Consider the following 25719-nt stretch of genomic DNA (forward strand, 5'->3'; position numbering starts at 1 on the left):
TGTAAATTAGATAGACAAAGGTTGTATATCTCTATTTATCACCTCTTGACATTTATCAAGAAAAGTAATCAGATAAGGGAGCTAAGCTTTCTGTAGAATAAAGTCATCCTGAGGAGTGGCTCCCAGATTAAAGTGAAAGACTTCATTATAATCTACAGGTACTTTAAAGGTGTTGTTGATTGGAGTTTGTAATAGGTAGTTCCACATACATCTTATCGGTCCTGCATGAGTGACTAGTAATACTTTTTTATACTCTGCTTTGCGCAAATCATCTAAGAAAGAAGCTACTCTATCTTGTACTATAGATAAGCTTTCTCCATAAGGAGGACAAGTTTGTGCGAGGTTGTCCATCCAGTTTTGTAAGTCATCTTTTGGTATTTCGTCCCATTTTTTCATCTCCCATTCTCCGAAGCTCATTTCTAAGAGTCTGTCATCCGTAGAGTACCATTGAGAGAAGTGATCGGCTATAAAAGTACACCTCTTTAGAGGACTAGAGATAACCGTGTCGATGTCATTTGGGATTCTATCTCTGAAGGTAGTTATTTCATCAGGATAGTCATTGAGTAGATTGACATCAGTCTGTCCATAACAGTGGCCAGGGGGAACGTCTACTTTCGTATGACGGATTACAAAAATTTCCATAGTGTTAGTGTTGTTAAGTAAAATAAGACTTCACATACTTGCTGTATCGTGCCAAGACAGTCACCAGTATATCCGCCTATATGTTTTTTAAAGTACATCGTCAGGTACATTTTACCAATGTAGCTAACAAAAAAAGCTATGATAAATAACCAGTTGTCAAATAGGATGTAAGGGATTATCGCTAGAATCAGAGAAAACAGTAAGGATGAATAAGACAGCTTTTGATTAGCCATCGGTTTAGACTTACTGTCATCTGTATCTCTTACATATCGATGAGTATATATAGCTGTAGCAGCGTGAAATCTACTCGTGGTATGCCCATTTAGCATCACTACAAGTAAAAAGGAAGTAGATAACTCGGCAATATTATGCAAGGCAAGAAACTTCAACAGAAGTAATAAAACAATACCGATGACACCATACGCTCCTATACGACTATCTTTCATAATCGTCATAATCTTCTCCTTGCCATATCCACCGCCAAAAGAATCACAGACATCTGTAAATCCATCTTCATGAAATGCCCCAGTCAGTAATACTGTGCTCACCATAGAGAGTACGATAGCTATATCTGCAGAGAATAAATAGGAGGTAGCCCAATAGACGAGTATTGCCATACTACCTACTAGATAACCTATCAGAGGGAAATATTTCTGAGACTTATTCATGATCTCATGGCTATAAGGTACTTTAAAAGGAATAGGTATTCTCGTAAAGAACATGACAGCCGTCAGAAAGTAAGTGAGCTCTTTTCGGATCATTTGTTAGAAACATTTGCAGATTCGAAACTAGCCATTTCGTTTAAGAATGCTACAGCACTCTGTATAAGAGGATATGCTAGAGCACACCCGGTACCTTCTCCTAGGCGTAAGTTCATATCTAGAAGTGCCTGTTCATTAAAAGAGCGAATCAATAGGTAATGACCTATCTCATCAGATTTATGGCAGAAGATTGCATTATCAGTTACCTTTGGCTCTAAGTTAGCCGCACATAAGAATGCACTCGATGCGATAAAGCCATCTACTAATATGATCATATTATGTTTGTAAGCTTCTAGCATAGCAGCACACATCTGAGCGATCTCGTATCCTCCATATTGTTCTAGAGCATCTTTTGCATTCGCAGGTTTGGGATGAGTATTGATAATATTGGTAAGGATATCTTTTTTTCTTTTTAACCCTTCATCATCTAGACCAGTTCCTCTCCCTACACATTTATCTATAGGTAGATCTAATAGAGAACTCATCAGCAGAGAAGCAGAAGAAGTATTCCCTATTCCCATTTCTCCGAATCCTATAATATTAGTTCCTGTAGCAGCGATATCTTTCACTATTTGCTCTCCAGAAGTGAAGCAGAAGGCTAGTTCTTCTTTAGTTATAGCTGGGCCAGAGATCATATTATGTGTACCATGACCTGCTTTAGCTTGGATTAAGTCAGGATGAGTGGCAAAGTCTTTACTCACACCAGCATCTACTACTTTTAGATTGATGTTGTGTTGCTTACAGAATACATTGATTGCAGCACCGTGATTTAGAAAGTTAAGTACCATCTGATAAGTTACTTCAGCAGGATAAGCACTCACACCTTCTTTTGCTAAGCCATGATCAGCTGCGAATACGATGATGGTAGGAGATACTAGACTAGGTGTAAGTGTCTGTTGTACCTTTCCTATTTTATAAGCTATCTTTTCTAATAGTCCTAGTGCTTGTAGAGGTTTTGTCTTTAAGTCTATCTTCGTTTGTAGTTGTTGTTCAAAATTCATTTTTATAGTGTTTTGGTTCACACAAATATAATAGAATTAGTATAGTTCCCACAACGAAGAGAATAGCAAGCTTGACTAACTTGATTATCGAAGTGTTACTGCTTTTTTTCTTATTCTGCTCAGTGTTTCGGGGGTCATACCTAGCATAGATGCGATATATTGATGAGGCACTTCATTAAATAAGAAACCCAGCTGCTCCATGAAGTGAAGGTAGCGCTGCTCTGCTGTTAACGAGATGAATTGAAATATTCTATTTTCCATCTGTATGAAACAATGTCCGATGAAACCTCTCTCTTTTTCTGTCCAATTAGGTATCTGTGTTGCTAATTCTTTATAGTCTGTAGGAGTGATGCATAGCGCTGTGACAGGTGTAAGCGCTTCTATTGTCCACTTAATAGGGGTGTCAAATAACCAATTAGACAGATCAGTCATAAAGTAGCCCGCTCCACTGATCCACTGTGTGACCTCTTTATCATCTACTAGAGCATAGATACGGATATACCCTTCTGTGATATAGTACAGAGGAGCACTCTTCTGAAGAGGAGTAATAATAGTCTCACCTCTATTGAATTGTATAGTATAGAATAGTTCTTCTGCTATAGAAGTTTCTTCTGTAGAGAGCTGTAAGGATTGTTGTAATTGAATAGCTAATGACATGGATAGTAAACATACAAAAAAAACGCCTATAAGGCGTTTTTTGATTATTCTTGAACTTCAGTAGTTGTATTCTGAGTAGTCGTCACTTGTGCTTCTGATTCTTTTCTCTCTTTGATATACTCATTCAGTTGCTTTCCGTATTTACGAGCAGTTACTTCAGGAGATAGAGAGTTATAGATCGTGTCTAATAACTTAGTATGAGCGTTGTACAAATCTGTCAATGCGATATAAGGACTCGCATCAGAGTCTTTATGATTAATAGCAAAGTTTACAGCATTAAGATACTTTCTGATGGTAAGTTTCTTAGATAAGTTATTAAGGCTGTCTTTTTTGGCAGCGTTTTGTTCTTTTTCAGCATTAAAGATGTCTACTAATAGACCATTCTGTTTATCTGTGATTAGCGAACGAGTTTTTAAGTATTCATCATACACCTCTTGAGATTTCGATCCAGTTACCTTAGCATCACTATAGAAATTCTTAAGTGTAGTATTGATTGTCATCTTACCTGGTTCAGCGAAGAACATAATCTGATTATCCTGAGAGTTAGAATGACCGCGGTCTAAGGTTAAATAGAATACTTCAGGAGAGTCAATATTTAAGTCAAACTTAAAGTTAGCATCTCCTTTTACATTTAATGAATCTATTGCTTTAAATATAGTATCTTGAATCTGAAATAGGTATAACTTACCTTGTTTAAATCCATCTACTTTTCCAGTAACAGTAAGGTTCCCCTTAGTTTCTTCTTTATTACAAGACACGAATAACGCTCCAGTAGCAAGTAAAAGAGCACAAACAATTTTTTTCATAATATTATTTAAATAGATCTAGTCCAGGGATATTCGGCATTCCATCTTTAGCTGCCGCAGCTAATTCTGCTTCATTGATAGCAGAAGCTTTTTCGATAGCACGGTTAAGTACCATGACTAAGTAATCTTCTAGTTGTTCTTTGTCCTCCATTAGTTCATCACTGATAGATAAAGAACGAATAGTTCTATTAGCAGTCATCGTCACTTGTAGTAACCCATCATTACTCTGATCATCTACTAATACGGTGTCTAGTCTCTTCTTTGTTTCTTCTATCTTAGCTTGGGTCTCTTGTAGTTTACCCATCATGCCCATTAAGTCTCCAAACATGTTTAATACATTTTAGTTAGTGGCGCAAAAATATTAAAATCTTTTTAAGATAAATGATTTTGTTATAGAATAGTTAATAACAACTGAAGGATATTCTATATTATAACAGTGTATGAGGGAATTTATGGCTATCAAAACGCAGTAGTCAATAGGATATAAAAAAAGTGACCTAGTTATTTGGGGGTAACCAGGTCACTTAAGAAAAAGAAAGTTTTGTTGTTTTTGTTGTGATATGTGTTTTACATATATCGTGCCAAAAAATATAAATACATGAAAATTTATGTTTTTTATTGAGATAAAAAGTTGGTTTTCTTTCTTTGAATAGTTAAAAAGTCTTTTAAACAAAGGGATTTCGACGGTATTAAAATTATATTAGTACGGGATAGATAGGTATGATCTTTGTGTAGAAAAGTACAATAAACTTAATCTAGGTCAAGTCTAGTAGAAGAGAATTAGTTCTAATTTTGTAATAGAGTAGAATTAACCACGTAAACGTATAGGATATGAAAGAAGAATTTGTAAATTTAGAAGTAAATAAAAATGCTGATACTAACCGTTTTGAATTAACAGTAGATGGGCATACTGCATTTATAGATTATGCTGAAGAAGGTAATATTATCAAACTTATTCATACAGAGAGCCCAGAAGAGCTAGCAGGTAGAGGAGTGGCTACTGCTCTGATCGAGAAGAGTCTGATGTATATAGAAGAGCATAATTATGAGTTGTACCCATTATGTCCGTTAGTATATGCTTATATTAAGCGTCATCCAGAATGGAAGAGAATAGTATCTAGAGCGTTTCCTGCATACGATAAACTATAACAATAAATAAGCTATGAGAATATTAGGATTTGCAGCAAGTACATCGAGTACTTCTATTAATAAAAAGTTAGTTGAGTATACCGTGCCTTTGTTCCCAGCAGGAGAAGTGGAAGTGATAGATCTGAATGACTATAAAGTACCTCCATTTTCTGTAGATCAAGAGAAACAAGGTTTTCCAGAAGGAGCGAAGTTATTCTTAGAAAAGATAAAGCAGTCTGATGCTATCATCTGTTCTATGTCAGAACACAATCGCAACTGGACAGCTTGTTTTAAAAACTTGTTTGATTGGTGTTCTAGAATAGAGTTAAAGCTATTCCAAGAGCGACCGATGTTCTTAATGTCTACTTCACCAGGAGGATATGGAGGTCAGAATTCATTAAACCTTGCTAAGACGGTGTTTCCTTCTTTTGGAGGACAAGTAAAGGACAGCTTTGCATTGCCTAAGTATTATGAAAATTTTGATGAGGTGAATGGTATTATAAATGGTGAGCTCGCAGCAGAACTAAAAGAGAAAATCGAAAAGTATAGAAGTGAATTAAATGAAGTAGCTGTATAAAGTAAGGATATATACTTAGTGAATAATATAAAAGGTCAAAGAGATAATCTTTGACCTTTTTTTTGTTTTTTAATTTCTTTTTTGGGCAATTTATATACTTAAAAGTCTTTTTAGAAGATACTTTTTTTTGTTTTTCAGCCTAATTTAATGGGTATTGAACTATCTAATCGAAAAAAGATACCTGTTTTTTTTAAACCTATTAATTGCTGTTTTTAATTTAAGTTATTGTTTATTAGTTTGTTATGTGTTTTATGTGTGTTGTACCTCATTATGTATTATACCTGCTGACCGTAGTATTTATGGCACTTGGAGCGAATTCCTTCGACAATTCATGGACAATACCTCGAGATTAGTGGAGGGGAGGACTTGTTTGTCGAAGAATGCTTCTTTTGTATATCAACTATTCTCCTAGAATGTGCTGTAAACAAAAGAATAGGATAAGAATAGAATATTAAGTCATATAATAGAGGGCGGTAGAAGAGATAAAGGAGGATTTTAGCAGTGTAAGCATAGTAGTAAAGTTGCTTAAAAATCCTTTGTTAATCTAGGTTAAGTGGTTTTGGGAGAGGATGTGATAATTTTATACTTGTAATCAGAAAGGGAGTTAGACTATCATTTATTGAATTTATAAAAGGCCTTATAAATACAGTCTGTATTCTTTTTTTGTTACAGTGTATAACATTTCATTTTCTTCTAGCGAACACTGTTTTATCTCCAATAAAAGAGAGACTATAAGACAGAGAGACTAGAAGTGAATGCATCATGATTAAATAGTAAAAAAATAAAGTTATGGCAAGTTTACCAATTAGAGACAAAAAACAAGATCACTTATTAACAGGTGAGAACGCAGCATTAATCGTTATTGATTATCAACCAGTACAAGTAAATTCTATCGCTTCTATGGATAGACAGTTACTACTAAACAATATTAGAGGAACTGTAAATGCAGCTAAACTGTATGATATGCCTATTATTCTATCTACAGTGAATGTAAAAACAGGATTAAATAAAGAGACTGTTCCTCAACTAAGAAAACACTTAGAAGGCGTGCCTTCTTATGATAGAACGACGATTAACTCATGGGAAGATAAGGAGTTCGTAGAGGCTGTAAAAGCTACAGGTAGAAAAAAATTAATCATGACAGCACTGTGGACAGAAGCATGTCTTACATTCCCAGTGATGGATGCGTTACAAGAAGGATATGAGGTATATATCGTGGTAGATGCTGTAGGAGGTACATCTAAAGAGGCACATGATGCTGCGATTATGAGAATGGTACAGGCAGGTGCTAAACCAATTAGCGTAGTACAGTTATTCTGTGAATTACAACGTGACTGGAATCGTACAGAAACTGCAGAAGGATTCATGAAGTTATTTACAGAACTAGGAGGTACAGCAGGTATTCAGTTTGGATATGATCTAGCGGAGTAATCATTAGCTGTACATAGAGGTTAGAATACGTGTGTTTATTTACTTTTTTATTAGCGTTATAAGTCAATAAAACACAAGCTCTAATCGCTTTCAAAAAACGAGGTTTATACACACTGTAAGGTGTGGAGTTATTTAGTTATTCAGTTATTTTCGAAAAGGTCAGAGACGTATGTTTCTGACCTTTTCTCTTTTATAGGTGATTGATTGACAGTAAATAGCAAAGTTATTTTAGTGTTAATAGCTTAAAAGCTCTGTGGAGTTATCAATATATTTAGATACTAAACATCTAACTAATGATATAATGAAGAAATTTTTTGCACTGTTTACACTATTGATTTGTACTGTTTCTTTTGCTCAGCAAAGAGAGTTGAAAGAGGTAAGTTCTGAAAGTCTAATATATGTATGGGGATTAGTCAAGTATAAACATCCTAATGTAAGTAGAGGTGGTTATGATATGGATCAAGAATTCTTAAAAGCATATACTACTCTAGAAACGATAAAGAACGAAGAGGCTTTAAATACCTTCTTAAAGCAATGGATAAAACAGTTTGACTCTTCTAAACATCCTCTAAAAAAGGATGGTATTAAAGTAAGTGAAGATAAATTATTTACAGTTAATGCTAGGTTTGAATGGATAAACAGTGACCTCTATGATAAGGAATTAAAGTCTATTTTGACAGACTTAAAAGACAATACTAATTATGGTAAGTATTATCTAACTAATCGTAAAATATCTTCTATCGTAAAATTTGATCACGAAAAGGCGTTGCCTAATTTTAGCAATGGGAATGAAAGCCACCGTATGCTGTTTTTATCTTCTTTTTGGAATAGTATCCGTTATGGGAATGTGAATATATATCTAGCTGATACACCATGGGATGAGGTGTTGACTGAGTTCGTTCCGAGGTTTAATACGACTGAAGGAATAGAATTTGAGTATCTGAAAGATGAGCTTTTCGTAAAGTTAAATGATTCACATAGTGACTATCAAGCAAGCTATTATCTGAATACTAAAGTTAAACGTTTTAGTACCTATGGAACCAAAAATATAAATGACTCCTTAGTGATAACGACTATTTATGACCCTATCGAGGCTAAAGAGAGTAATATAGAGCTAGGAGATGTGATTTTTAGAGTCGAAGGAAAGTCTGTAAAGGACTATAGAGAAAGTACAATAGGAAAATATGTAAGTGTATCTAATCCCAATTATTTAAAAAGATTTGAGAGTTTTTATTTTCCTGCTTTAGGAGATCAAGAATCAATGACAGTAAGTATAAAAAAGAAAAGTGGAGAGATTATAGAAAGAACGGTTCCTCTATTAAAGGGAGAAGAGTTTAAGAATTTTAAAACAATAAAGTCACTTTTTAAAGAACAGAAAGCTCCTGAGTTAGGTGATGATATAGGATATCTTCATCTAGGTAGAGCGACAAAGAAAAGACTGAAGAGTTTCTTTAAGGCTAATAGTAGTAAGCAGAGTATTATCTTAGATCTACGTAATTATCCTGAGAATATAAGCCCAGAGCTTATTACATCTTACCTATTACCTCATAGAACTACTTTTTTTAAAGCATTAGGTTGGTATGGGCCAGCGTTAGGAGAATGGGATAGTAAGGTGGGCATTGCTAAGATTATAGATCCTTTCAAGGCGGGCAATGAGAATAAAGATTATTATAAAGGAACTGTAGTCCTACTTGTGGATCATACTACGCTGAGTGCTGCTGAATATATGGGAATGGGGATTCAGCAGGCACCAAGATGTATTACTATAGGTAAGCAGACAGGAGGAGCTGTGACTAATCGTGTACGGGTACTTTTAAAAGATGATACTACAATAGACTTCTCAGGTTATGGAGCTTTCTACCCAAATGATAAAGAGTATAATGTGCACCGAAATGGTTTAAAGATAGATCATATAGTATCTGAATCAGCAAATGATTATAATGCGTATGGGATGATACAGTACGCAGTGGACTTAATTAATAAAAAGAGTTTAGGTAAGTAAGACAAACTGCTAAAGAGTGTTTTTTTAGATTAATTAAAAATATTCTTTAGATGAGGTTAGTTAAGTTATTATATTTGCTTTTTGATATTTAAATAAATAAAAACATGATAAAACTTCGAGGTATTATAGTAATAATGGTTTTATTTTTACAGGTTTTTGCATTTGGGCAGAAAAAAGTGAAAGACTTTACTAAAGATAATTACTTAGCTGATTTTGATTTTGTAGTTAAGGCAATAAAAGAACAGCATCCTAATCCATTTCGATTTATAACAGAAAAAGAATTTGATAAGAAGGTAAAGGAACTACGTCATACTTTAGAGCAAAAGCCAATTTTAGAGAATTTTGTCTTATGTAACCCTGTTGCATTAATACGTGATGCTCATTCAAGTATTGAGATGGATGATATTATTTATGAGGATTATATTAAGGTCAGTCATTTCTTTCCTATTGCGACTAGTGTATATGACAATAGAGTGTTCGTTAATCAGTACACTCTAGATATCCCGATGGGAGCTGAGATTATCAAAGTAAATAATGTAAGTATTGCTGACTTATTGAATAAAATACCGAATAAGGTAGATGGAGGAGTAGAGGCTAGTTCTAATAAGAATTTCTCTAATTATGCTTCTTTAATATTTCCAGAAGCCAAAGAGTTTATCATTGAGTATAAAGAAACTGTGGAGGCAACCCCTAAGACGATAACGCTGAAAGCAGTGAACTTTAATGACTATGAGTATCATGCTCAGAAGAGTGTTCTACCACTGAGTACTGTTGCCTTCTCTAAAGGGATCTATGGATATCCATTAAATGATGATACTTATATTTTGAAAATAACAACATTTAGTGTATCAGAGACATATGCTTATTATATCTTGAACAACGTATTTCAAGACATCAAAGACAAGAATATTAAAAAGCTAGTGGTTGATATTCGTGATAATGGAGGAGGTCTATTGTCTAATATTCCTTTGTTTTATTCTTTTATTAGTCCAGAGAAGAGTTTTAAAAATATTTATAAATATGCGACTAGAGTTCCTAAAGTGAATATGAAAGAGAATCTATTGGATGGAAATGGTAAGTTGGCAAATACAGCTGATATTATTAGCCAAGACAACTTTATGAGTCAGCGATTTGATTATAATGAAGAAGATCAGTTTTATTATGGAAACAGTCGTCTAGACGATTCTTATGTAGAGAATTACCCACAGGATAAAAATGCGTTTACAGGTAAAGTAGTTTTATTGTCAAATAATAATACTGTATCAGCAGCAGCTTATTTTGCACATTTGTTCCAATTGAATAAGCGTGGTGATATCGTAGGTCATGAGACTAGAAGTTGTAGTGACTTTACAACGGCAGCCTGGTTTTTAAGTTATAAATTACCGAATACAGAATCTGTATTATCATTGCCTAGAAGTGAGGTATTCTTTAATGCAATAGCAAATAAAGATCGCACTTGTAGAGGAGTATTGCCTAATCATACTATTAAAGCAGATGATTTCCAAAAGGGATTACAGCAAGCACAAGATGCTGAGATGAATTTAGCATTAGAACTCTTGAAGAAATAGAGATTAATACAACGATATAGAAAAGCCAAAGATGGGAGTCTTTGGCTTTTTTGTTTCTACTCAGTTGAGTCAATAAATGGACGAGTAGGTCATTAGTATTCATTTAAACCATGCTAACATTTATTTAAATATTAAAACCTTACTTTTGTGTTTTAACATTTGAAAATGAATAAAGATATACAAGCGCCAATAGCTACAGTGAGACCTCACGAGTTAACAGCACACAATCATACACGTATCGATAACTACTTCTGGTTAAACGATAGAGAAGATCAAGAAGTGATCGATTACCTAAATGCTGAGAATGCATACTATGAAGGACAGACTGCACATACTAAGGCTTTCCAAGCAGACTTGTTTGAAGAGATGAAGAGCAGAATAAAAGAAGACGATAGTTCTGTACCTTATTTCTACAACGGATATTATTATATCACTCGATTTGAGAAAGGAAAAGATTACCCTATATTTTCTCGTAAACAAGGAAGCTTAGAGGCTGATGAAGAGATCATGTTTGACTGTAATGTGATGGCAGAAGGACATTCTTATTTTCATTTAAGAGGGATTAATGTATCAGAAGATAACCAATGGGTTGCTTTTGGGGTAGATACTGTATCTCGTAGAGAATACACACTACAAGTAAAGAACTTAGTGACAGGAGAAATATCTCCTATCTCGATAGAGAAAACAACAGGTAGTTCTACTTGGGCTGCTGATAATAAGACTTTGTTTTACTCTCGTAAAGATGAGGTAACACTGCGTGCAGATAAAATCTATAAACACAAATTAGGAACTGCTATCACAGAGGATGTGATGGTGTACTTCGAAGAGGATGATACTTTTGATACTCATATCTTTAAAGAGAAATCGCGCAAGTATTTAGTGATAGGAAGTGAGAGTACGCTGACAAGTGAGTACAGAATCTTAGAGTCTCATAATCCTGATGGAGAGTTTAGGGTATTCCAAGAGAGAGTGCGTGAGGTAGAGTATAATATCTCACACTACGATGGGCATTTCTATATTATGACAAATCTAGATGAGGCAGATAACTTTAAGTTGATGCGTTGTCCTGAAGATAAGACTGCTGTGGAGCATTGGGTAGAGCTTATCCCACACAGAGAAGAGGTGCTGTTAGAAGGAGTGGACATCTTTAAAGATTACTTAGTGATCTCAGAGCGATCTAATGGATTAGTTCATTTGAAGATTCAACCTTGGGATGATAGCCAAGAGGCATATTATCTACCATTTGAGAGTGAAACATATAATGCGTATACAGGTACGAATTTAGACTTCGATACAGAGATACTACGCTATGGATACCAGTCTATGAATACGCCTTCTTCTGTAATCGACTTTAATATGCGTACGCGTGAGAAAGAAGTGAAGAAGGAACAAGAAGTATTAGGGACTTTCGATAAGAATAATTATGTAGAAGAACGAATTTGGGCAACTGCAAAAGACGGAGTGAAAGTTCCGATGTCTATCGTGTATAAAAAGGGGATGAAGAAAGATGGTACTAATCCATTCTTACAATATGCATATGGATCATACGGATATTCGATGGAGCCTTATTTCTCTACTACTCGTCTAAGCTTATTAGATAGAGGATTTATCTATGCGATAGCGCATATTCGCGGAGGTGAAGATATGGGACGTCAATGGTATGAAGATGGTAAGCTATTAGAGAAGTGGAATACATTTGACGATTTTATCGCTTGTTCAGAGCACGTGATTGCTGAAGGATATACTTCTCCAGAACATTTATATGCAGAAGGTGGCTCAGCAGGAGGTTTATTAATGGGAGTAGTGGTGAATAAACGCCCTGATTTATACAATGGAGTTATTGCTCAAGTACCTTTCGTAGATGTGATGACAACTATGCTGGATGATACAATACCATTGACAACAGGAGAGTATGACGAGTGGGGAAATCCGAATGAGAAAGAGTATTATGACTATATGCTGTCGTATTCTCCGATAGATAATGTAGTCGCTCAAGATTATCCGAATATGTATGTATCAACAGGGTTACACGATTCTCAAGTGCAATACTGGGAGCCAGCGAAGTGGGTAGCGAAGTTACGTGTGATGAAAACGAATGATAAGCAACTGTATTTAGACACGAATATGGAGGCAGGACATGGAGGAGCTTCAGGACGTTTTGAGGCTTTAAAAGAGGTAGCAAAAGAGTTTGCTTTCATGTTCGATTTAGAAGGGATAAAAGAGTAGTCTCTTTGTTTTTTTAGTAAATTTGTTAGATAACAGTGGTAGATGAGATAAAGAACATCTATCCATAGTAAATAAGATATTATGAAAGAAGAAATTCAAGCGTATGATAATGTATTGGCTCTTGTAGGGAAAACGCCAATTGTAAAATTGAGTAAAGCAACAAAAGAGTTAAAAGGGAATTTCTATGGTAAAGTAGAAGCTTTCAGTGCTGGACAATCTGCAAAAGATAGAATAGCAATGCACATTATCGAGGCAGCTGAGAAAAAAGGAATATTAAAGCCAGGTAGTACTATCGTAGAGACTACATCAGGTAATACAGGATTTAGTATTGCGATGGTGAGTGCTATTAAGGGATATAAATGTATCTTATCTGTGAGTGATAAGTCTTCTCCAGATAAGATAGATATGCTACGTGCGATGGGAGCTACGGTATATGTATGTCCTGCTAATGTAGCGGCTGATGATCCTCGTTCATACTATGAGGTAGCGAAGACGGTGCAGAAAGAAACACCAAACTCTATTTATATCAATCAATATTTTAATGAGCTAAATACAGAAGCACACTATCTATCTACAGGACCTGAGATATGGGAACAAACAGGAGGTAAGATTACACACTTCGTATGTTGTTCAGGTACGGGAGGTACTATATCTGGTACAGCTCGTTTCTTAAAAGAGATGAATCCAAATATTCAAATCTTAGGTGTAGATGCTTATGGTTCTGTATTAAAGAAATATCACGAGACAGGAGAACTTGACCCTAATGAGATAGCTCCTTATAAGATAGAAGGATTAGGAAAAAACTTAATCCCAACTGCTACAGACTTCTCTGTTATCGATAAGTTTATGAAGGTAACGGATAAAGATGCTGCACAAACAGCACGTGAGTTGGCACGCACAGAGGGATTATTCTTAGGATATACTTCAGGTGCTGTACTACAAGCTACAAGACAATATGCTGCAGAAGGAGCATTTGACGAGAATAGTGTAGTAGTTATGTTATTCCCAGACCATGGTTCTCGTTATATGAGTAAGATCTATAGTGATGCATGGATGGAGCAACAAGGCTTCTTAGATGGAGAACCTAAAAATGAGATTACTTATATCAAGTAATTCACTCTACTAAAATATAGAAAACACCTCTCTTTAGGATGAGGTGTTTTTTTATTTTTGGTAGCTCTGTAATTGTTTTCACATAGTTCAATGTCTATTTATTTTCTGTATCTTAGAGATGTAAATATTCTTTAAATCAGTTTATTATGAGAAAGTCTGTGTTTTTCGTTTTGTTAATTCTTGTTGGGGTGAGTTGTAAATCTAAGCAAGTATTAGAAAACAAGGTAACTACTGTGAATGAGATAGGAACTTTTGAGTATGGCTACACACCTGAGAATCCTATAAAAGTAGGAGGGGTAAAGACAAATGAAGGGCCTAAAAATCAGAGAGAGTACTTAGATGATCTAACTGATTTAAAAGGAAATGACTTGTCTTTTTATAGAATAGGAAGTTGTTGCCATTTTGAGACTCCCAATGGCTTTATTAATGGAAAAGGACTTTTAGATAAGTATGCAGTATATGTTAAGGGACAACGAGATACAGTAGTATTATATTTAAATATGTATGATGAAGATAAACTCTTGGCTCCAAGAGGATTTAAATTTAAATTGTAATTTTTTTTATGAATGTTAATTTTTTGGTCTAATACTTGTATTAGTATCTTCAAAAGATTAAAAAATGAATAAAGTAATTAGTTTTAGTGACTTTACAGAGGATGTAACTACTTATGTAGACTATGTAATGGACAGTGGTAATGAGTTAATCGTAAATGAAAACGAACATAATGGAATCGTTATTATTCCTATCGAAGAATATAATTCATTAAAAGGTATTGACTGCGAGTTATCCCCAAATTAAAGAGATTATGTAAACAGCTTGAAATAAGAAATGTTTTACACAAAAACACCTCTAATGAGGTGTTTTTTTATAGGTGATAGTATCATTTGATACTATCAATGTCTAATAATCTAGAATAGAAAAGGATAACGGATGAGGTAGTCCTTTATTATTTATCTTTAGGTAGATTAAATATAATAGCAATTATAAAGAATCCTATTCCTGTAATGGTTGGAGGCAACATATCATTGTTTAATCCTAAAAAAATAAGATAACCTCCTAGAATAGCAAGTAATACAGATAGTGATATTTTTAGCATAATAATAGTGTTTTTTAAAATTGTAGTGGTTTAAGCTCAAATATAAAGAATTAACTCTGATAATAGGCTACTGGATTATATCAATCTAATTGTTTTCTAATAAGTTACTGTTGAAAAGCTTAGAATTGATTAACAATCTTTTGCTTTCAGCATTGACATTGATAAGTAAGATTTGTTTGTTTTGTTCTTGATATTTATCGATTAGTTTTTTCAAGGTTTCTATCGCAGACATATCTACTATTCTAGATTCTTTAAAATCTAAGTATATCACAGGAGTGTCTGTAAGAGGAGTAAATTTCTCAATAAAAGAAGTTGTACTCCCAAAGAATAATGGACCATAAATAGCGTAGACTTTATTGCCGTGAGGGTCAAAAGATTTTCTAGCTCGTATACGTATGGCATTGTCCCAAGCAAATACTAAAGCAGAAACGATAACACCGATTAGTACAGCTAAGGCTAAGTTATGTGTGATTACAATAATAATAGTAACTAGAAATAAAACAAAGATATCAGCTTTAGGCATTCTAGTAACTAACTGAAAGGATACCCACTTAAATGTAGTAATCGCAACAATCATCATCACTCCTACTAATGCAGCTAGAGGTATCTGTTCAATGATAGGAGCGCCAACTAGTATAATAACTAAGATGGTAAGCGAGCCAATAATAGCAGCTAGCCTACTTCTAGCTCCTGCATCTAAGTTAACTAAAGTCTGTGCTATCATGGCACAACCTCCCATACCTCCAAAGAATCCATTTGTGATATTAGCTATACCTTGAGCAATAGATTCTTTATTACTATTCCCTTTTGTATTGGTGATTTCGTCTACGATACTTAAGGTTAGTAAAGATTCTACTAAACCTACTCCTGCCATAACCAGAGAAAAGGGCAAGATGATCTGTAAAGTCTCTAGTGTAAAAGGGAGTGAAGGAATATGAAAGCTAGGTAAGCTACCACTGATATGAGCGATGTCCATAACTTTTCGAGTGTCTACTTGGAAGAAAAACACAACTGCTGTAGTTACAATTATAGCAACAAGAGTAGCAGGTACTTTCTTAGTGATTTTAGGAAAGATAGTTACAACTAGTATGGTTAATAGGGTTAATCCTATCATTATGTATAGAGCCATTCCGTTAAGCCATGTATTAACTCCCTCTATATTAATTTTGAATTGGGCTATTTGTGCAAAGAATATTACAATAGCTAATCCATTCAAGAACCCATACATGACAGGCTGAGGTATGAATCGTACAAACCTTCCTAACTTAAGCACTCCTACTAATACTTGTATAATACCAGCTAATACTACAGCTGCGAATAAGTACTCTATTCCATACATAGCAATAAGTGATATCATGACAATGATAGTAGCACCAGCTCCTCCTGAGACCATACCTGGTCTTCCTCCAAAAACAGCTGTTATAATCCCCATAAGAAAGGCAGCGTATAATCCTGTTAATGGATGTAAGCCAGCTAGTATGGCAAAAGACAGTGATTCTGGTATCATGGTCATAGCTACGGTTAGCCCAGCTAGTATTTCACTTTGAATTCTGATGTTTTGATTTTGTAAACCAAATAAGCGTTGTAACATTTAATAGGTGTTTAGAAGGTGTAAAAGTAAGGTATAAATGATAAAGTTATATTGATTGAAATAATAGAAATTATCTTTTAAAGTCAATGAAGGCGTGATATGCTTAGTATTATGTATCGTTGTAAATAATAGGTAAAAATATACTTGTTAAAAAAAGATTAAAAAATAATGTAACATAATTATAGTTTTTGCTACTTATGATATAGAACCAAAAATGTGATTATGAAATTAGTTATTAAAAACTTGAACAAGACCTATAAAAATGGGGTTAAAGCAATAGATAATTTAGACTTAGAGATAGGAGCAGGGATGTTCGGTCTGTTAGGACCTAACGGAGCTGGTAAGTCATCTCTGATGCGTACCATCGCTACTCTTCAAAAACCAGATAGTGGAACAATTCACTTCGGCGATATTAATATATTAGAACAACAAAGTGAGTTCAGAAAACTGTTGGGGTACTTACCACAAGATTTCGGTGTATATCCTAATATGTCAGCAGTAGATCTATTAGATTATTTCGCTCGATTAAAAGGGATATCAAAAGCTGCTGAAAGAAAGGAAATAGTAACGAAAGTATTAGAAGTAACGAATCTTTATGAAGTTCGTCGTAAAAGTGTGAGTGGATATTCAGGAGGTATGAAACAACGCTTTGGGATTGCTCAGTTGTTATTAAATGATCCTAAGTTAATTATAGTAGACGAACCTACAGCTGGACTAGATCCTGCAGAGAGACACCGCTTCTTAAATGTACTTAGAGAGATCGGTAATAATAATACAGTGATATTCTCGACCCATATCGTAGATGATGTAAATGAGCTATGTCATGAGATGGCTATTCTAAATGGAGGAAATCTATTAGAAAGAAGTACACCTAAGCAAGCTGAACAGAAATTGGAAGGTAAGATCTGGACTAGAGAAACTACTCGTGAAGTAGCAGAAGAACTGAATAAGGAGCTTATGATACTGTCTGGAAAATATAATCAAGATAATAAGCTAAACATTAGAGTGTATTCAGAGGATTCGCTTACAGAAGCAGGTTTTGTATCAGTACAGCCAAGTTTAGAAGATGTTTATTTTGTGGCACTTAAAAACGGATAAACGATGTTTGGAACTATTTTTTCATTTGAAATAAAACGCTGGTTAAAGAATTGGGTATTTTATCTATACCTAGTGTTATTCTTTTTGCTAGGTTTTTTAAGTATGGCTAGTGCCGTTGGAGTTTTTGATGTAGTGAAAGTAACGTCTAGTTCTCTAATGAAGTTTAATTCACCTTATGTATTGGCTAATTTTATAGAAGGTTTTAATAATTTACTTTATTTCTTATTTCCTTCTATTATCGGGGCTTCTATTTATAGAGATTTTCGTTATGAAGTACATCATATTCTATTCTCGTATCCTTTTTCTAAAAGAGAATATTTAGCAGGAAAATTCTTAAGTTCATTTTTAGTAACCTTATTCATTAGTTTAACGATAGGTATTGGTATATTTCTTGCGACATTACTACCGTGGGCTAATCCTAATTTATTAGGAGAGAATGTGCTTTGGAGTTATGTACAGGTGTATTTATTGACTATTATTCCTAATATGTTATTCTTTGGTAGTATTGTATTTGTTGTAGTGACAATGTCTAGAAGCGTGTATATCGGTTTTGTCTCTATGGTTATATTATTGATTATACAAGGGGTATTAGGGGGCTTAGGAAAAGATATGGATAATAAAGAGTTAGTCGCTTTATTAGATCCATCAGGAAGTTCGGCTTTAAGATATTATACTGAATACTGGACAGTGGATGAGATAAACAATAATAATCTTCCTATAGAAAAGTGGTATCTATTAAATAGAGGAATTTGGTTAGCGGTATCTTTATTGTTCTTAGGGGGGCTTGCAAAGTTCTTTACGTTTACACAGCAAGCATTTACTTTTAGTAGAAAGTCTAAGAAATCAGAACGCGTGACGAAGAATAATTTCGGAGGAATAGTACGTATTGAATTACCTAAGGTTAGCTATAACTTTTCATTAGGAACACAGTGGAGTAATATATTTAGTTTCGCTAAAGGAGAGATAAAATATTTAGCTAAGAATAAAGTGTTTATGATCCTTGTGGGATTAGGTGTTTTAATGATGTTGTTAGTCTCTTCTTCAGCGACTTCCTTATATGGGACTACAGTATATCCAGTTACTCGCTTGATGTTAGGAATACCAGGATCTACATTTCAGTTGGTCATCATCATTATTACTTTCTTAGGAGCAGGGTTATTAGTACATAGAGGAAAGTTGTCAAGAATGGACTTATTAATAGATGCTACTCCAACTCCTAACTATGTATTCTTCTTTTCTAAGTTTATAAGTTTAATAGTAGTACAGTTATTCTTGTTATTAGTTATTATGATAGGAGGGATTATTGTACAAATACACAATGGTTATTACAACTTTGAGATAGGACTTTATTTTAAAGAGTTAATAGGAATAAGTTGGATATGGTATATGATTTGGGCAGGTTTAGCTATTGCGGTTCAAACTTATTTTAGAAACTATCTAGTAGGATTCTTTGTTTTATTTGTGTTCTTCTTATTTGGAGGACAATTGTCAAAGTTAGGTATTGAGCAACGTATCTTCTTTTTTAATAAACTACCAGGAACACCCTATTCTGATATGAATGGTTTTGGTTCTAACCTAAGTAGATATTATATCTATGCTCTTTATTGGGTAATGTTTATTACTTCATTAAGTGGATTGACATTATTGTTCTGGAGAAGAGGTATAGTGAATAATTTGAAAGAGAGATTATACTTTGCTAGAAAAAGAGCTAACAAAGGTATAGTAAGCGTTATTGTACTTTTTGGTATAGGATTCTTTAGTTTAGGTGGATATCTGTACTATGAAAATACTGTATTAAATAAGTATACTTCAGACAAAGAAAATGAGCTATTAGGGGTAGAGTACGAAAAGATTTATAAGAAATATGAGAATATGACTCTTCCGCGTATTATAGATATAAAAGTAGATTTTGATTTATATCCAGCACAAGGGGACTTTTTAGCAAAAGGACAGTATGTACTAGAGAACAAGAATGAGAAAGCAGTAGATAGCCTTTATGTAAACTATGTTAAAAGATATATTAATGTCATCACTGTTGATGGAGCAAAAGAAGTATTAAATGATACTGTAATTGGTATTAGATTATACAAATTAACTAAGCCTTTAGCTCATGGAGAAAAATTGGTATTTAAGTTTGAAGTAAAGAATAAAGAAAATACCGCTATTCGCAGTAATTCCTCTGTACTAGAGAATGGTACATTCATTAATAATGGTGAGTTGTTTCCTTCTTTTGGGTACATAAGTCGATTTGAGTTATCTGATGATGAGGTGCGTAAAAAGTATGGTCTAAAACCAAAAGAGCGCATGGCTGAGCAAACAGATAAGAAAGCATTACAAAATACATATATAAGTTCTGACTCAGATTGGGTAACATTTGAAACTACTGTAAGTACATCAGCAGATCAAATAGCGATAGCTCCTGGATACCTACAGAAAGAGTGGACAGAAGGGGATAGACGCTATTTCCATTATAAAATGGATCAGAAAATGCTGAATTTCTATGCTTATAATTCTGCTAGATATGAAGTGAAGCGCGATAAATGGAATGATATTAATATAGAGATATATTACCATAAAGGGCATGAATATAATATCGATCGCATGGTAAATGGGGTGAAGAAGTCCCTAGCATATTATGAGAAAGAATTTAGCCCATACCAACATAAACAAGTTCGTATTATTGAATTTCCTAGTTCAATGGGAGCTTTTGGACAGTCATTTGCGAATACAATACCCTTCTCAGAAGCTATTGGATTTATTGCTAAAGTAGATGAAGAAGCCGATAATAAGGTAGATTATCCATTCGCGGTAACTTCACATGAGGTAGCACACCAATGGTGGGGGCATCAAGTGATAGGGGCTAATGTCCAAGGTGCAACGATGTTGTCTGAGAGTTTAGCTGAATATAGTTCTTTAAAAGTATTAGAAGCAGAATATGGAAAAGGACAGATGCGTAAGTTCTTGAAAGAAGCATTAGATAGATACTTAGGAGGACGTAGTGGTGAGAGTAAAAAAGAAAAAGCATTGATGTATAATGAGAATCAACAGTATATCCATTATCAAAAGGGCTCTTTAGTATTCTATACGATGAGTGATTATCTGGGAGATAAGCAGCTTAATGATGTTTTAAAAGGATATATTAAAAAGGTAGCTTTTCAAGATGCTCCTTATACTACTGCATCTGAGTTAGTAGCGGATATTAAAGAGGCAACTCCAGACTCATTGAAGTACCTAGTTAAGGATATGTTTGAGACAATTACTTTATATGACAATTATATAGATAAAGCAGAAGTAAAAAAGTTAGACAATGGTAAGTATGAAGTGAAAATTAAAGCTATCGTAAGTAAATATAGAGCTGATGATAAAGGAGAAAAGAGCTATACGGATGCAACGACTAAAGCTGGTTCTGATCTGAATACACGTGTCTACAAATCGGATAAAGGAGTAGAAATTAAATCACTTCCATTAGCAGATTATATAGAAATAGGGATTTTTGCACAAGAAGATGTGAAAGAAAAGTCTAAAAACAGTAAAGAGAAAGTCTTATATCTGAAAAAAGTAAAAGTATCAGATATTATGAATGATTTTACTATTATAGTAGATGAGAAGCCAACAGAGGTTGGTATCGATCCATATAATAAGTTAATCGATACAAGATCTTATGATAATAGAAAAGGTGTAAATTAATATATAGGGAAGGGATTTAATTATCTCTTCCCTTTTTTTTTGACATAAAAAAAAGAGACTGTACATTGTACAATCTCTTTTTTTATAACTCTTAGAAAGTTGATTATCTTCTTCTTTCTTTGATTTTTGCTTTTTTACCAGTAAGCTCTCTGAAGTAGAAGATACGAGCTCTACGTACTTTACCTCTTTGATTAACTTCGATTTTTTCTAAAGCTGGCATGTTGATTGGGAAGATACGCTCTACACCTACGTTACCTGACATTTTACGGATAGTAAAAGTTTCAGTAGTACCTTGTCCTCTTCTTTGGATAACTACACCTTTAAAGAACTGAGTTCTTTTTTTGTCACCCTCTTTAATTTCGTAGTAAACAGTGATAGTATCTCCTGCGTTGAATTGAGGAAAATCTTTTTTTGCAACTAATTCGTCTTGAACGAATTTCATTAAATCTGCCATTGTAATAATGTATAAAAGTTATTTTTCAGAACAACATACACGGACCTCGCCAGAGGTTGGTCTAAAATCGAGTGCAAATATAAAAAATAAAACAGAATAATAACTAATTATTTTAAGTAAAAGCATAGTTGTTATTCTATTGATTTCTATTTCGTTATAATATAAATGTGCCTAATGTAAGAAGCTCTAGAGCTTCAAGTTTCTCTATAATGAATAAAGGTAATAAGTATATAGTGTGTGTGCTGTTATTATTTATGTTTTTAACTTTTTTTACATCACTAGGAGGATAACCATAAAATTTTTTAAAAACTGTACTAAAATGATTCTGTGATTTATAACCTAGATCTTCTGCTAGCTCCGAAATTGTAATATCTGAATTTTGTAATCGTTCTTTTGCTTTATTCATCTTGTGCTCATTTAGATACCCAAATACTGTTGAGCCAAAGAGTTCTTTAAAATACTTTTTCAATTTAAATTCATTTGTACCTACTTTTTTAGCAAGAGTTGATAGAGTATATGGATGTTTAATATTTTGAGTCAATAGTTTTCTAGCAGAGTGCATTCTTTCAATGTCTATATTGGATATATAAGATTTTGATTGGTCTTGATTGATGTATTCTAATTGTAGAAACAGTAACTCTATTATTTTATTTTCTAAATAAACTTGTTTGAATGAACCATCTCTTTGACAGGAGCATATATCCGTGATTACGGATTTCATTTCTGGAGAGATGATTTTGTTCTTTTTTATTAAATCGTCTAGTTTTAAAGTGCTAGGTAGTTCTTCAGCTTCAAAATCTATTAATAAATCTTGTTTTAGTTTTATTATAATCTCTTTAGGTATTAAAATGGAAATATAGCGAGTTTCTTGTTTTGAGGAATCTATTTTAAGCATATAGTTCTCTTTATTTACTTTTCTTATTAGATGATGAGAAAGTTGTTGTTCACCTTCAAGTAAGAACAGCATTAAAATACCTTTAGAGTTTGGAGATAGAGAAATGGTGATGGGGCTATTCAACATAAACTCATAGTAAGTTATAAAGTAACGCCCTACTTTTTGAGTTTTTTCTAGAAAGTAATCACCATCATTAACTGTGTACTCTATAATTGATTCTCCTTCTGTTTTCTTTGTTGTTTGTTGACCGCTTATTTTGTCTATATAGTTAGTAGTTAGTTGCATATAATAGAATGAAATTAAGATTGTAAATATAGATATTAATTAGATTTAATAAAAATAATCCTTGATGTGTATTTAATTATCCTTTTTTGAAAGATAAAAGGCTTAATGCTTAAAGTAATTTTGCATTACAGAATTAATAAGTGGTATACCTCTTATTAAAAATGGTTTTTATTAAAAAAAATATATTGAAAGGTGTTTAGAATCATTAGTATAAAAAAATATTGGGGTACAAAAAAGAGTGAAAAAGAAGTGCTAGGTAGTTATAGAAATAATACTTGGAGTAAATATGTTATTTATATTTTAATGCTACTTATACCTATGTTCATGGTTGCTCAAAAAGGAGTTTTATCAGGAGTAATAAAACTAAAAGATGGGAGACCTATAGCATATGCCGTTGTTAGCTTAGATAAAGGAAACTTGTATAGTGAGACAAATGATGAAGGAGAGTTCTCTATTCAAAATGTTGATTATGGTCAATATGTATTAGATGTGAAATCTATGGAAATAGTTGATTTTAAAGTAAAAATTGACTTTAAAGATTCTAAAAGTAATTTATTGGTTACAGTAGAAGAATCTAAAGGACACAATCTAGAAGAAATGCTTATTTCAGTCAAAACAGAGAAACGAGATCTTGAAACTAAAGGTTTTGCAGTGAGTGTTATAGAAATGAAAGAAGCATCTCTGATGTCTTTGCAAACGAATGAAATACTTGATAGAACTGCAGGAGTTAAAATAAGACAAGATGGAGGGTTAGGTTCTAGAGTAAATTATAATTTAAATGGTTTGTCTGGAAACGCGGTGAGGGTATTTATAGATGGAGTACCAGCAAGTAATTATGGTAGTTCATTTTCATTGAACAGTATTCCTCCAGCTTTGATAGAGCGTATAGAAGTATATAAGGGTGTAGTGCCTACTTATTTATCACAAGACGCTTTAGGAGGAGCTATCAATGTAGTATTAAAACAGAAAATGACTAATACTTTGAGTGCTAGTGGCTCTTTTGGCTCTTTTAATACACACCAGTATAATGTCAATGGAGGATATCGAAATGATAAAAATGGACTGACTGTTAGAGCTAATGCATTTTATAATTATAGTGATAATGATTATAAAGTCTATGGAGATCATATTAGGTATGTGGATTATCAAGGAAATGTAAGTTATCCAAAGAATGGAGCTAGGCGTTTTCACGATGGTTATAAATCTTATGGAACTAAAGTAGATGTAGGTTTCACAGATGTGAAATGGGCGGATAAATTTTTTATTGGAGGCATTGTTTCTGGAAATAGAAAAGAGATTCAGCATGGTATTACTATGGAGAATGTATACGGGGATAGAAATACTAAGAGAGAATCTTATGTAGCAACACTTAATTACGAAAAAAAGGATTTATTAGTAAAAGGATTAGAGGTAAAGCTAGATTTATCTTATAGTGATTTAACTAGACAAGTTATCGATACAGTTGGTAATATGTACGATTGGAGTGGAAATGTAATAAGAGATCCTTTAGGGAAACCACTGAAATATACAAGTGGTGCAGAAGTAGCGTCTCAAAAAACACTAGAAAAGAACAAAGATGAATCTTGGGTTGTTCGTGCAAATGTAGGGTATGAATTTATAACTAATCATAAGCTGAGTGTTAACTATTTCTATAACAGTTTTGAAAGAGGAATAACTGATGTTTTGCAACCAGTAGCTGTTATGAGATTAGTTAATACAAGAGATTTGACTAAGGATATACTCTCGTTTAGCTATGAGAATAAACTTTTTGACAATAGGCTTCAAACCAATTTATTTTATAAACTATATCATCAGAAGGCAGTCTCTAATGAACCTTATAAAGATACGAATAAGCCATTAGTTGGTGATTTATATAAGACTAAGAAAATAAATAATAGTATTGATCATAATGGAGTGGGGGTAAGTGTGTCTTACAAATTGTTAGAACCATTGTACTTATTAGGTTCTGCAGAAAAGGCAATTCGCTTGCCAGAAGAATCTGAGCTTTTTGGAAGTAATGCAGATAATCTATTACCTTCATTTAGCCTTGATCCTGAGAAAAGCACAAACTATAATATAGGGTTTATAGCAGGGCCATTTAACTTTAAAGATCATTCAATGAGCTTAAATGCTACTTACTTTTATCGAAATGTAAAAGGAATGATTAGGGAGAGTATTGACTCAAAAGGAATCTTTACTAGGTATGAAAATTTAGATGATGTATTAAGTAGAGGTTTTGATATAGAGTTAAACTATTCTTTTAGACAACGTTTAGCGTTCAATCTAGCACTATCTAAGTTTGATGTATTATTTAATAAGCAATTTGATAAAGATGGCAATCCATATTTATACTACAAAACGCAGATAAGAAATGAGCCTTCATTTAAACTAAATGCTAATCTGAGTTATAAGTTTAATAATGTTTTATCGAAAGGAGATTTCTTTTCTGTGAATTACAATGTTTACTATGTAAAGAAATTTTTGAGGAACTGGTCTAATGTAGGAGGAACTAATTTAGATGAAATACCTTCTCAATATCCTAATGACATTGGAGTGATATATCAGTTCTCTAATAAAAAAGCAACAGTAAGTTTTGATATGAAGAATATTTTTAATCAAAGGATATATGACAATTTTGGTTTGCAGAAACCAGGAAGAGCTTTTTATGGAAAAGTAACTTATTCAATTTTTTAATATATAA

Annotated in this window: 22 protein-coding genes; 12 read left to right on the forward strand and 10 right to left on the reverse strand. The window is 33.4% G+C overall.

Going from position 1 to position 25719, the window contains the following annotated elements; all coding sequences use genetic code 11:
* Nucleotides 1–81 precede the first annotated feature (81 nt).
* The 6 genes from E0Z07_RS09570 to E0Z07_RS09595 form a co-directional block, all read right to left on the reverse strand.
* Nucleotides 82–642: a histidine phosphatase family protein gene (locus tag E0Z07_RS09570; RefSeq protein ID WP_006260712.1), complete on the reverse strand. Its 561-nt coding sequence runs from the start codon at nucleotides 640–642 to the stop codon at nucleotides 82–84.
* Nucleotides 627–1403 carry an adenosylcobinamide-GDP ribazoletransferase gene (locus E0Z07_RS09575; protein ID WP_006260713.1) on the reverse strand — a complete coding sequence of 259 codons (777 nt, stop codon included), beginning with the start codon at nucleotides 1401–1403 and terminating at the stop codon, nucleotides 627–629. The genes E0Z07_RS09570 and E0Z07_RS09575 overlap by 16 nt, the downstream gene beginning before the upstream one ends.
* On the reverse strand, nucleotides 1400–2404 hold the full coding sequence (gene cobT, locus E0Z07_RS09580; RefSeq protein ID WP_006260714.1) for a nicotinate-nucleotide--dimethylbenzimidazole phosphoribosyltransferase: 1005 nt from the start codon (nucleotides 2402–2404) through the stop codon (nucleotides 1400–1402). The genes E0Z07_RS09575 and cobT overlap by 4 nt, the downstream gene beginning before the upstream one ends.
* Before the next feature lie 84 nt (nucleotides 2405–2488).
* On the reverse strand, nucleotides 2489–3061 hold the full coding sequence (locus tag E0Z07_RS09585; RefSeq protein WP_131540605.1) for a Crp/Fnr family transcriptional regulator: 573 nt from the start codon (nucleotides 3059–3061) through the stop codon (nucleotides 2489–2491).
* A gap of 44 nt (nucleotides 3062–3105) precedes the next feature.
* The gene (locus E0Z07_RS09590) at nucleotides 3106–3867 is read right to left on the reverse strand and encodes a DUF4369 domain-containing protein (RefSeq protein ID WP_006260716.1); all 762 of its coding nucleotides are present in this window, start codon (nucleotides 3865–3867) and stop codon (nucleotides 3106–3108) included.
* Nucleotides 3868–3871: 4 nt separating this feature from the next.
* Nucleotides 3872–4195, reverse strand: a complete 324-nt coding sequence (locus E0Z07_RS09595) for a YbaB/EbfC family nucleoid-associated protein (protein WP_006257023.1) — start codon at nucleotides 4193–4195, stop codon at nucleotides 3872–3874.
* Between the two features lie 503 nt (nucleotides 4196–4698).
* On the opposite strand from E0Z07_RS09595, the gene E0Z07_RS09600 reads away from it, so the two are divergent.
* From E0Z07_RS09600 to E0Z07_RS09640, 9 genes are all read left to right on the forward strand, one after another.
* A complete protein-coding gene (locus tag E0Z07_RS09600; RefSeq protein WP_006260717.1) occupies nucleotides 4699–5016 on the forward strand; it encodes a GNAT family N-acetyltransferase in 318 nt (105 codons plus the stop codon).
* 13 nt (nucleotides 5017–5029) lie between these two features.
* Nucleotides 5030–5572 (forward strand): NADPH-dependent FMN reductase, encoded by a 543-nt coding sequence (locus tag E0Z07_RS09605; RefSeq protein ID WP_006260718.1) that lies wholly within the window; start codon nucleotides 5030–5032, stop codon nucleotides 5570–5572.
* A gap of 789 nt (nucleotides 5573–6361) precedes the next feature.
* Complete coding sequence (locus E0Z07_RS09610) at nucleotides 6362–7003, forward strand: hydrolase (protein WP_006260719.1); 642 nt, start codon at nucleotides 6362–6364, stop codon at nucleotides 7001–7003.
* Between the two features lie 301 nt (nucleotides 7004–7304).
* Nucleotides 7305–9005, forward strand: a complete 1701-nt coding sequence (locus E0Z07_RS09615) for a S41 family peptidase (RefSeq protein ID WP_131540606.1) — start codon at nucleotides 7305–7307, stop codon at nucleotides 9003–9005.
* A gap of 104 nt (nucleotides 9006–9109) precedes the next feature.
* Nucleotides 9110–10573, forward strand: coding sequence for a S41 family peptidase (locus E0Z07_RS09620; protein WP_165868448.1), 1464 nt, complete (start codon nucleotides 9110–9112; stop codon nucleotides 10571–10573).
* A 165-nt stretch (nucleotides 10574–10738) separates the two neighbouring features.
* Nucleotides 10739–12799 (forward strand): S9 family peptidase, encoded by a 2061-nt coding sequence (locus E0Z07_RS09625; RefSeq protein WP_006263028.1) that lies wholly within the window; start codon nucleotides 10739–10741, stop codon nucleotides 12797–12799.
* An 81-nt stretch (nucleotides 12800–12880) separates the two neighbouring features.
* On the forward strand, nucleotides 12881–13912 hold the full coding sequence (locus E0Z07_RS09630) for a PLP-dependent cysteine synthase family protein (RefSeq protein ID WP_006257016.1): 1032 nt from the start codon (nucleotides 12881–12883) through the stop codon (nucleotides 13910–13912).
* Nucleotides 13913–14058: 146 nt separating this feature from the next.
* Nucleotides 14059–14466: a hypothetical protein gene (locus tag E0Z07_RS09635; RefSeq protein ID WP_131540607.1), complete on the forward strand. Its 408-nt coding sequence runs from the start codon at nucleotides 14059–14061 to the stop codon at nucleotides 14464–14466.
* Nucleotides 14467–14530: 64 nt separating this feature from the next.
* A complete protein-coding gene (locus E0Z07_RS09640; protein WP_006257014.1) occupies nucleotides 14531–14710 on the forward strand; it encodes a type II toxin-antitoxin system Phd/YefM family antitoxin in 180 nt (59 codons plus the stop codon).
* A 148-nt stretch (nucleotides 14711–14858) separates the two neighbouring features.
* Here the strand turns inward: E0Z07_RS09640 and E0Z07_RS18015 are convergent, their stop codons facing one another.
* Nucleotides 14859–15008 carry a hypothetical protein gene (locus E0Z07_RS18015; protein ID WP_006266474.1) on the reverse strand — a complete coding sequence of 50 codons (150 nt, stop codon included), beginning with the start codon at nucleotides 15006–15008 and terminating at the stop codon, nucleotides 14859–14861.
* 85 nt (nucleotides 15009–15093) lie between these two features.
* Entirely contained in the window at nucleotides 15094–16599 is a 1506-nt protein-coding gene (locus E0Z07_RS09645) for a SulP family inorganic anion transporter (protein ID WP_131540608.1), read from the reverse strand.
* A gap of 222 nt (nucleotides 16600–16821) precedes the next feature.
* Here E0Z07_RS09645 and E0Z07_RS09650 point away from each other — a divergent pair, with 222 nt between their 5' ends.
* A complete protein-coding gene (locus E0Z07_RS09650; RefSeq protein ID WP_006257011.1) occupies nucleotides 16822–17697 on the forward strand; it encodes an ABC transporter ATP-binding protein in 876 nt (291 codons plus the stop codon).
* A gap of 3 nt (nucleotides 17698–17700) precedes the next feature.
* Complete coding sequence (locus E0Z07_RS09655) at nucleotides 17701–21384, forward strand: M1 family aminopeptidase (RefSeq protein WP_006257010.1); 3684 nt, start codon at nucleotides 17701–17703, stop codon at nucleotides 21382–21384.
* A gap of 103 nt (nucleotides 21385–21487) precedes the next feature.
* Here E0Z07_RS09655 and rplS read toward each other — a convergent pair whose 3' ends face one another.
* Together rplS and E0Z07_RS09665 are read right to left on the reverse strand one after the other, a co-directional pair.
* Nucleotides 21488–21838, reverse strand: a complete 351-nt coding sequence (rplS, locus tag E0Z07_RS09660) for a 50S ribosomal protein L19 (protein ID WP_006257009.1) — start codon at nucleotides 21836–21838, stop codon at nucleotides 21488–21490.
* A 154-nt stretch (nucleotides 21839–21992) separates the two neighbouring features.
* Entirely contained in the window at nucleotides 21993–23018 is a 1026-nt protein-coding gene (locus E0Z07_RS09665) for a helix-turn-helix domain-containing protein (protein WP_006257008.1), read from the reverse strand.
* Nucleotides 23019–23210: 192 nt separating this feature from the next.
* Here E0Z07_RS09665 and E0Z07_RS09670 point away from each other — a divergent pair, with 192 nt between their 5' ends.
* Nucleotides 23211–25712: a TonB-dependent receptor gene (locus E0Z07_RS09670; protein ID WP_006263035.1), complete on the forward strand. Its 2502-nt coding sequence runs from the start codon at nucleotides 23211–23213 to the stop codon at nucleotides 25710–25712.
* Nucleotides 25713–25719: the final 7 nt, after the last annotated feature.

Origin of the sequence: Myroides odoratimimus (assembly GCF_004337635.1) — a bacterium.
In the GTDB taxonomy this organism is placed as follows: Bacteria; Bacteroidota; Bacteroidia; order Flavobacteriales; family Flavobacteriaceae; genus Flavobacterium; species Flavobacterium odoratimimum.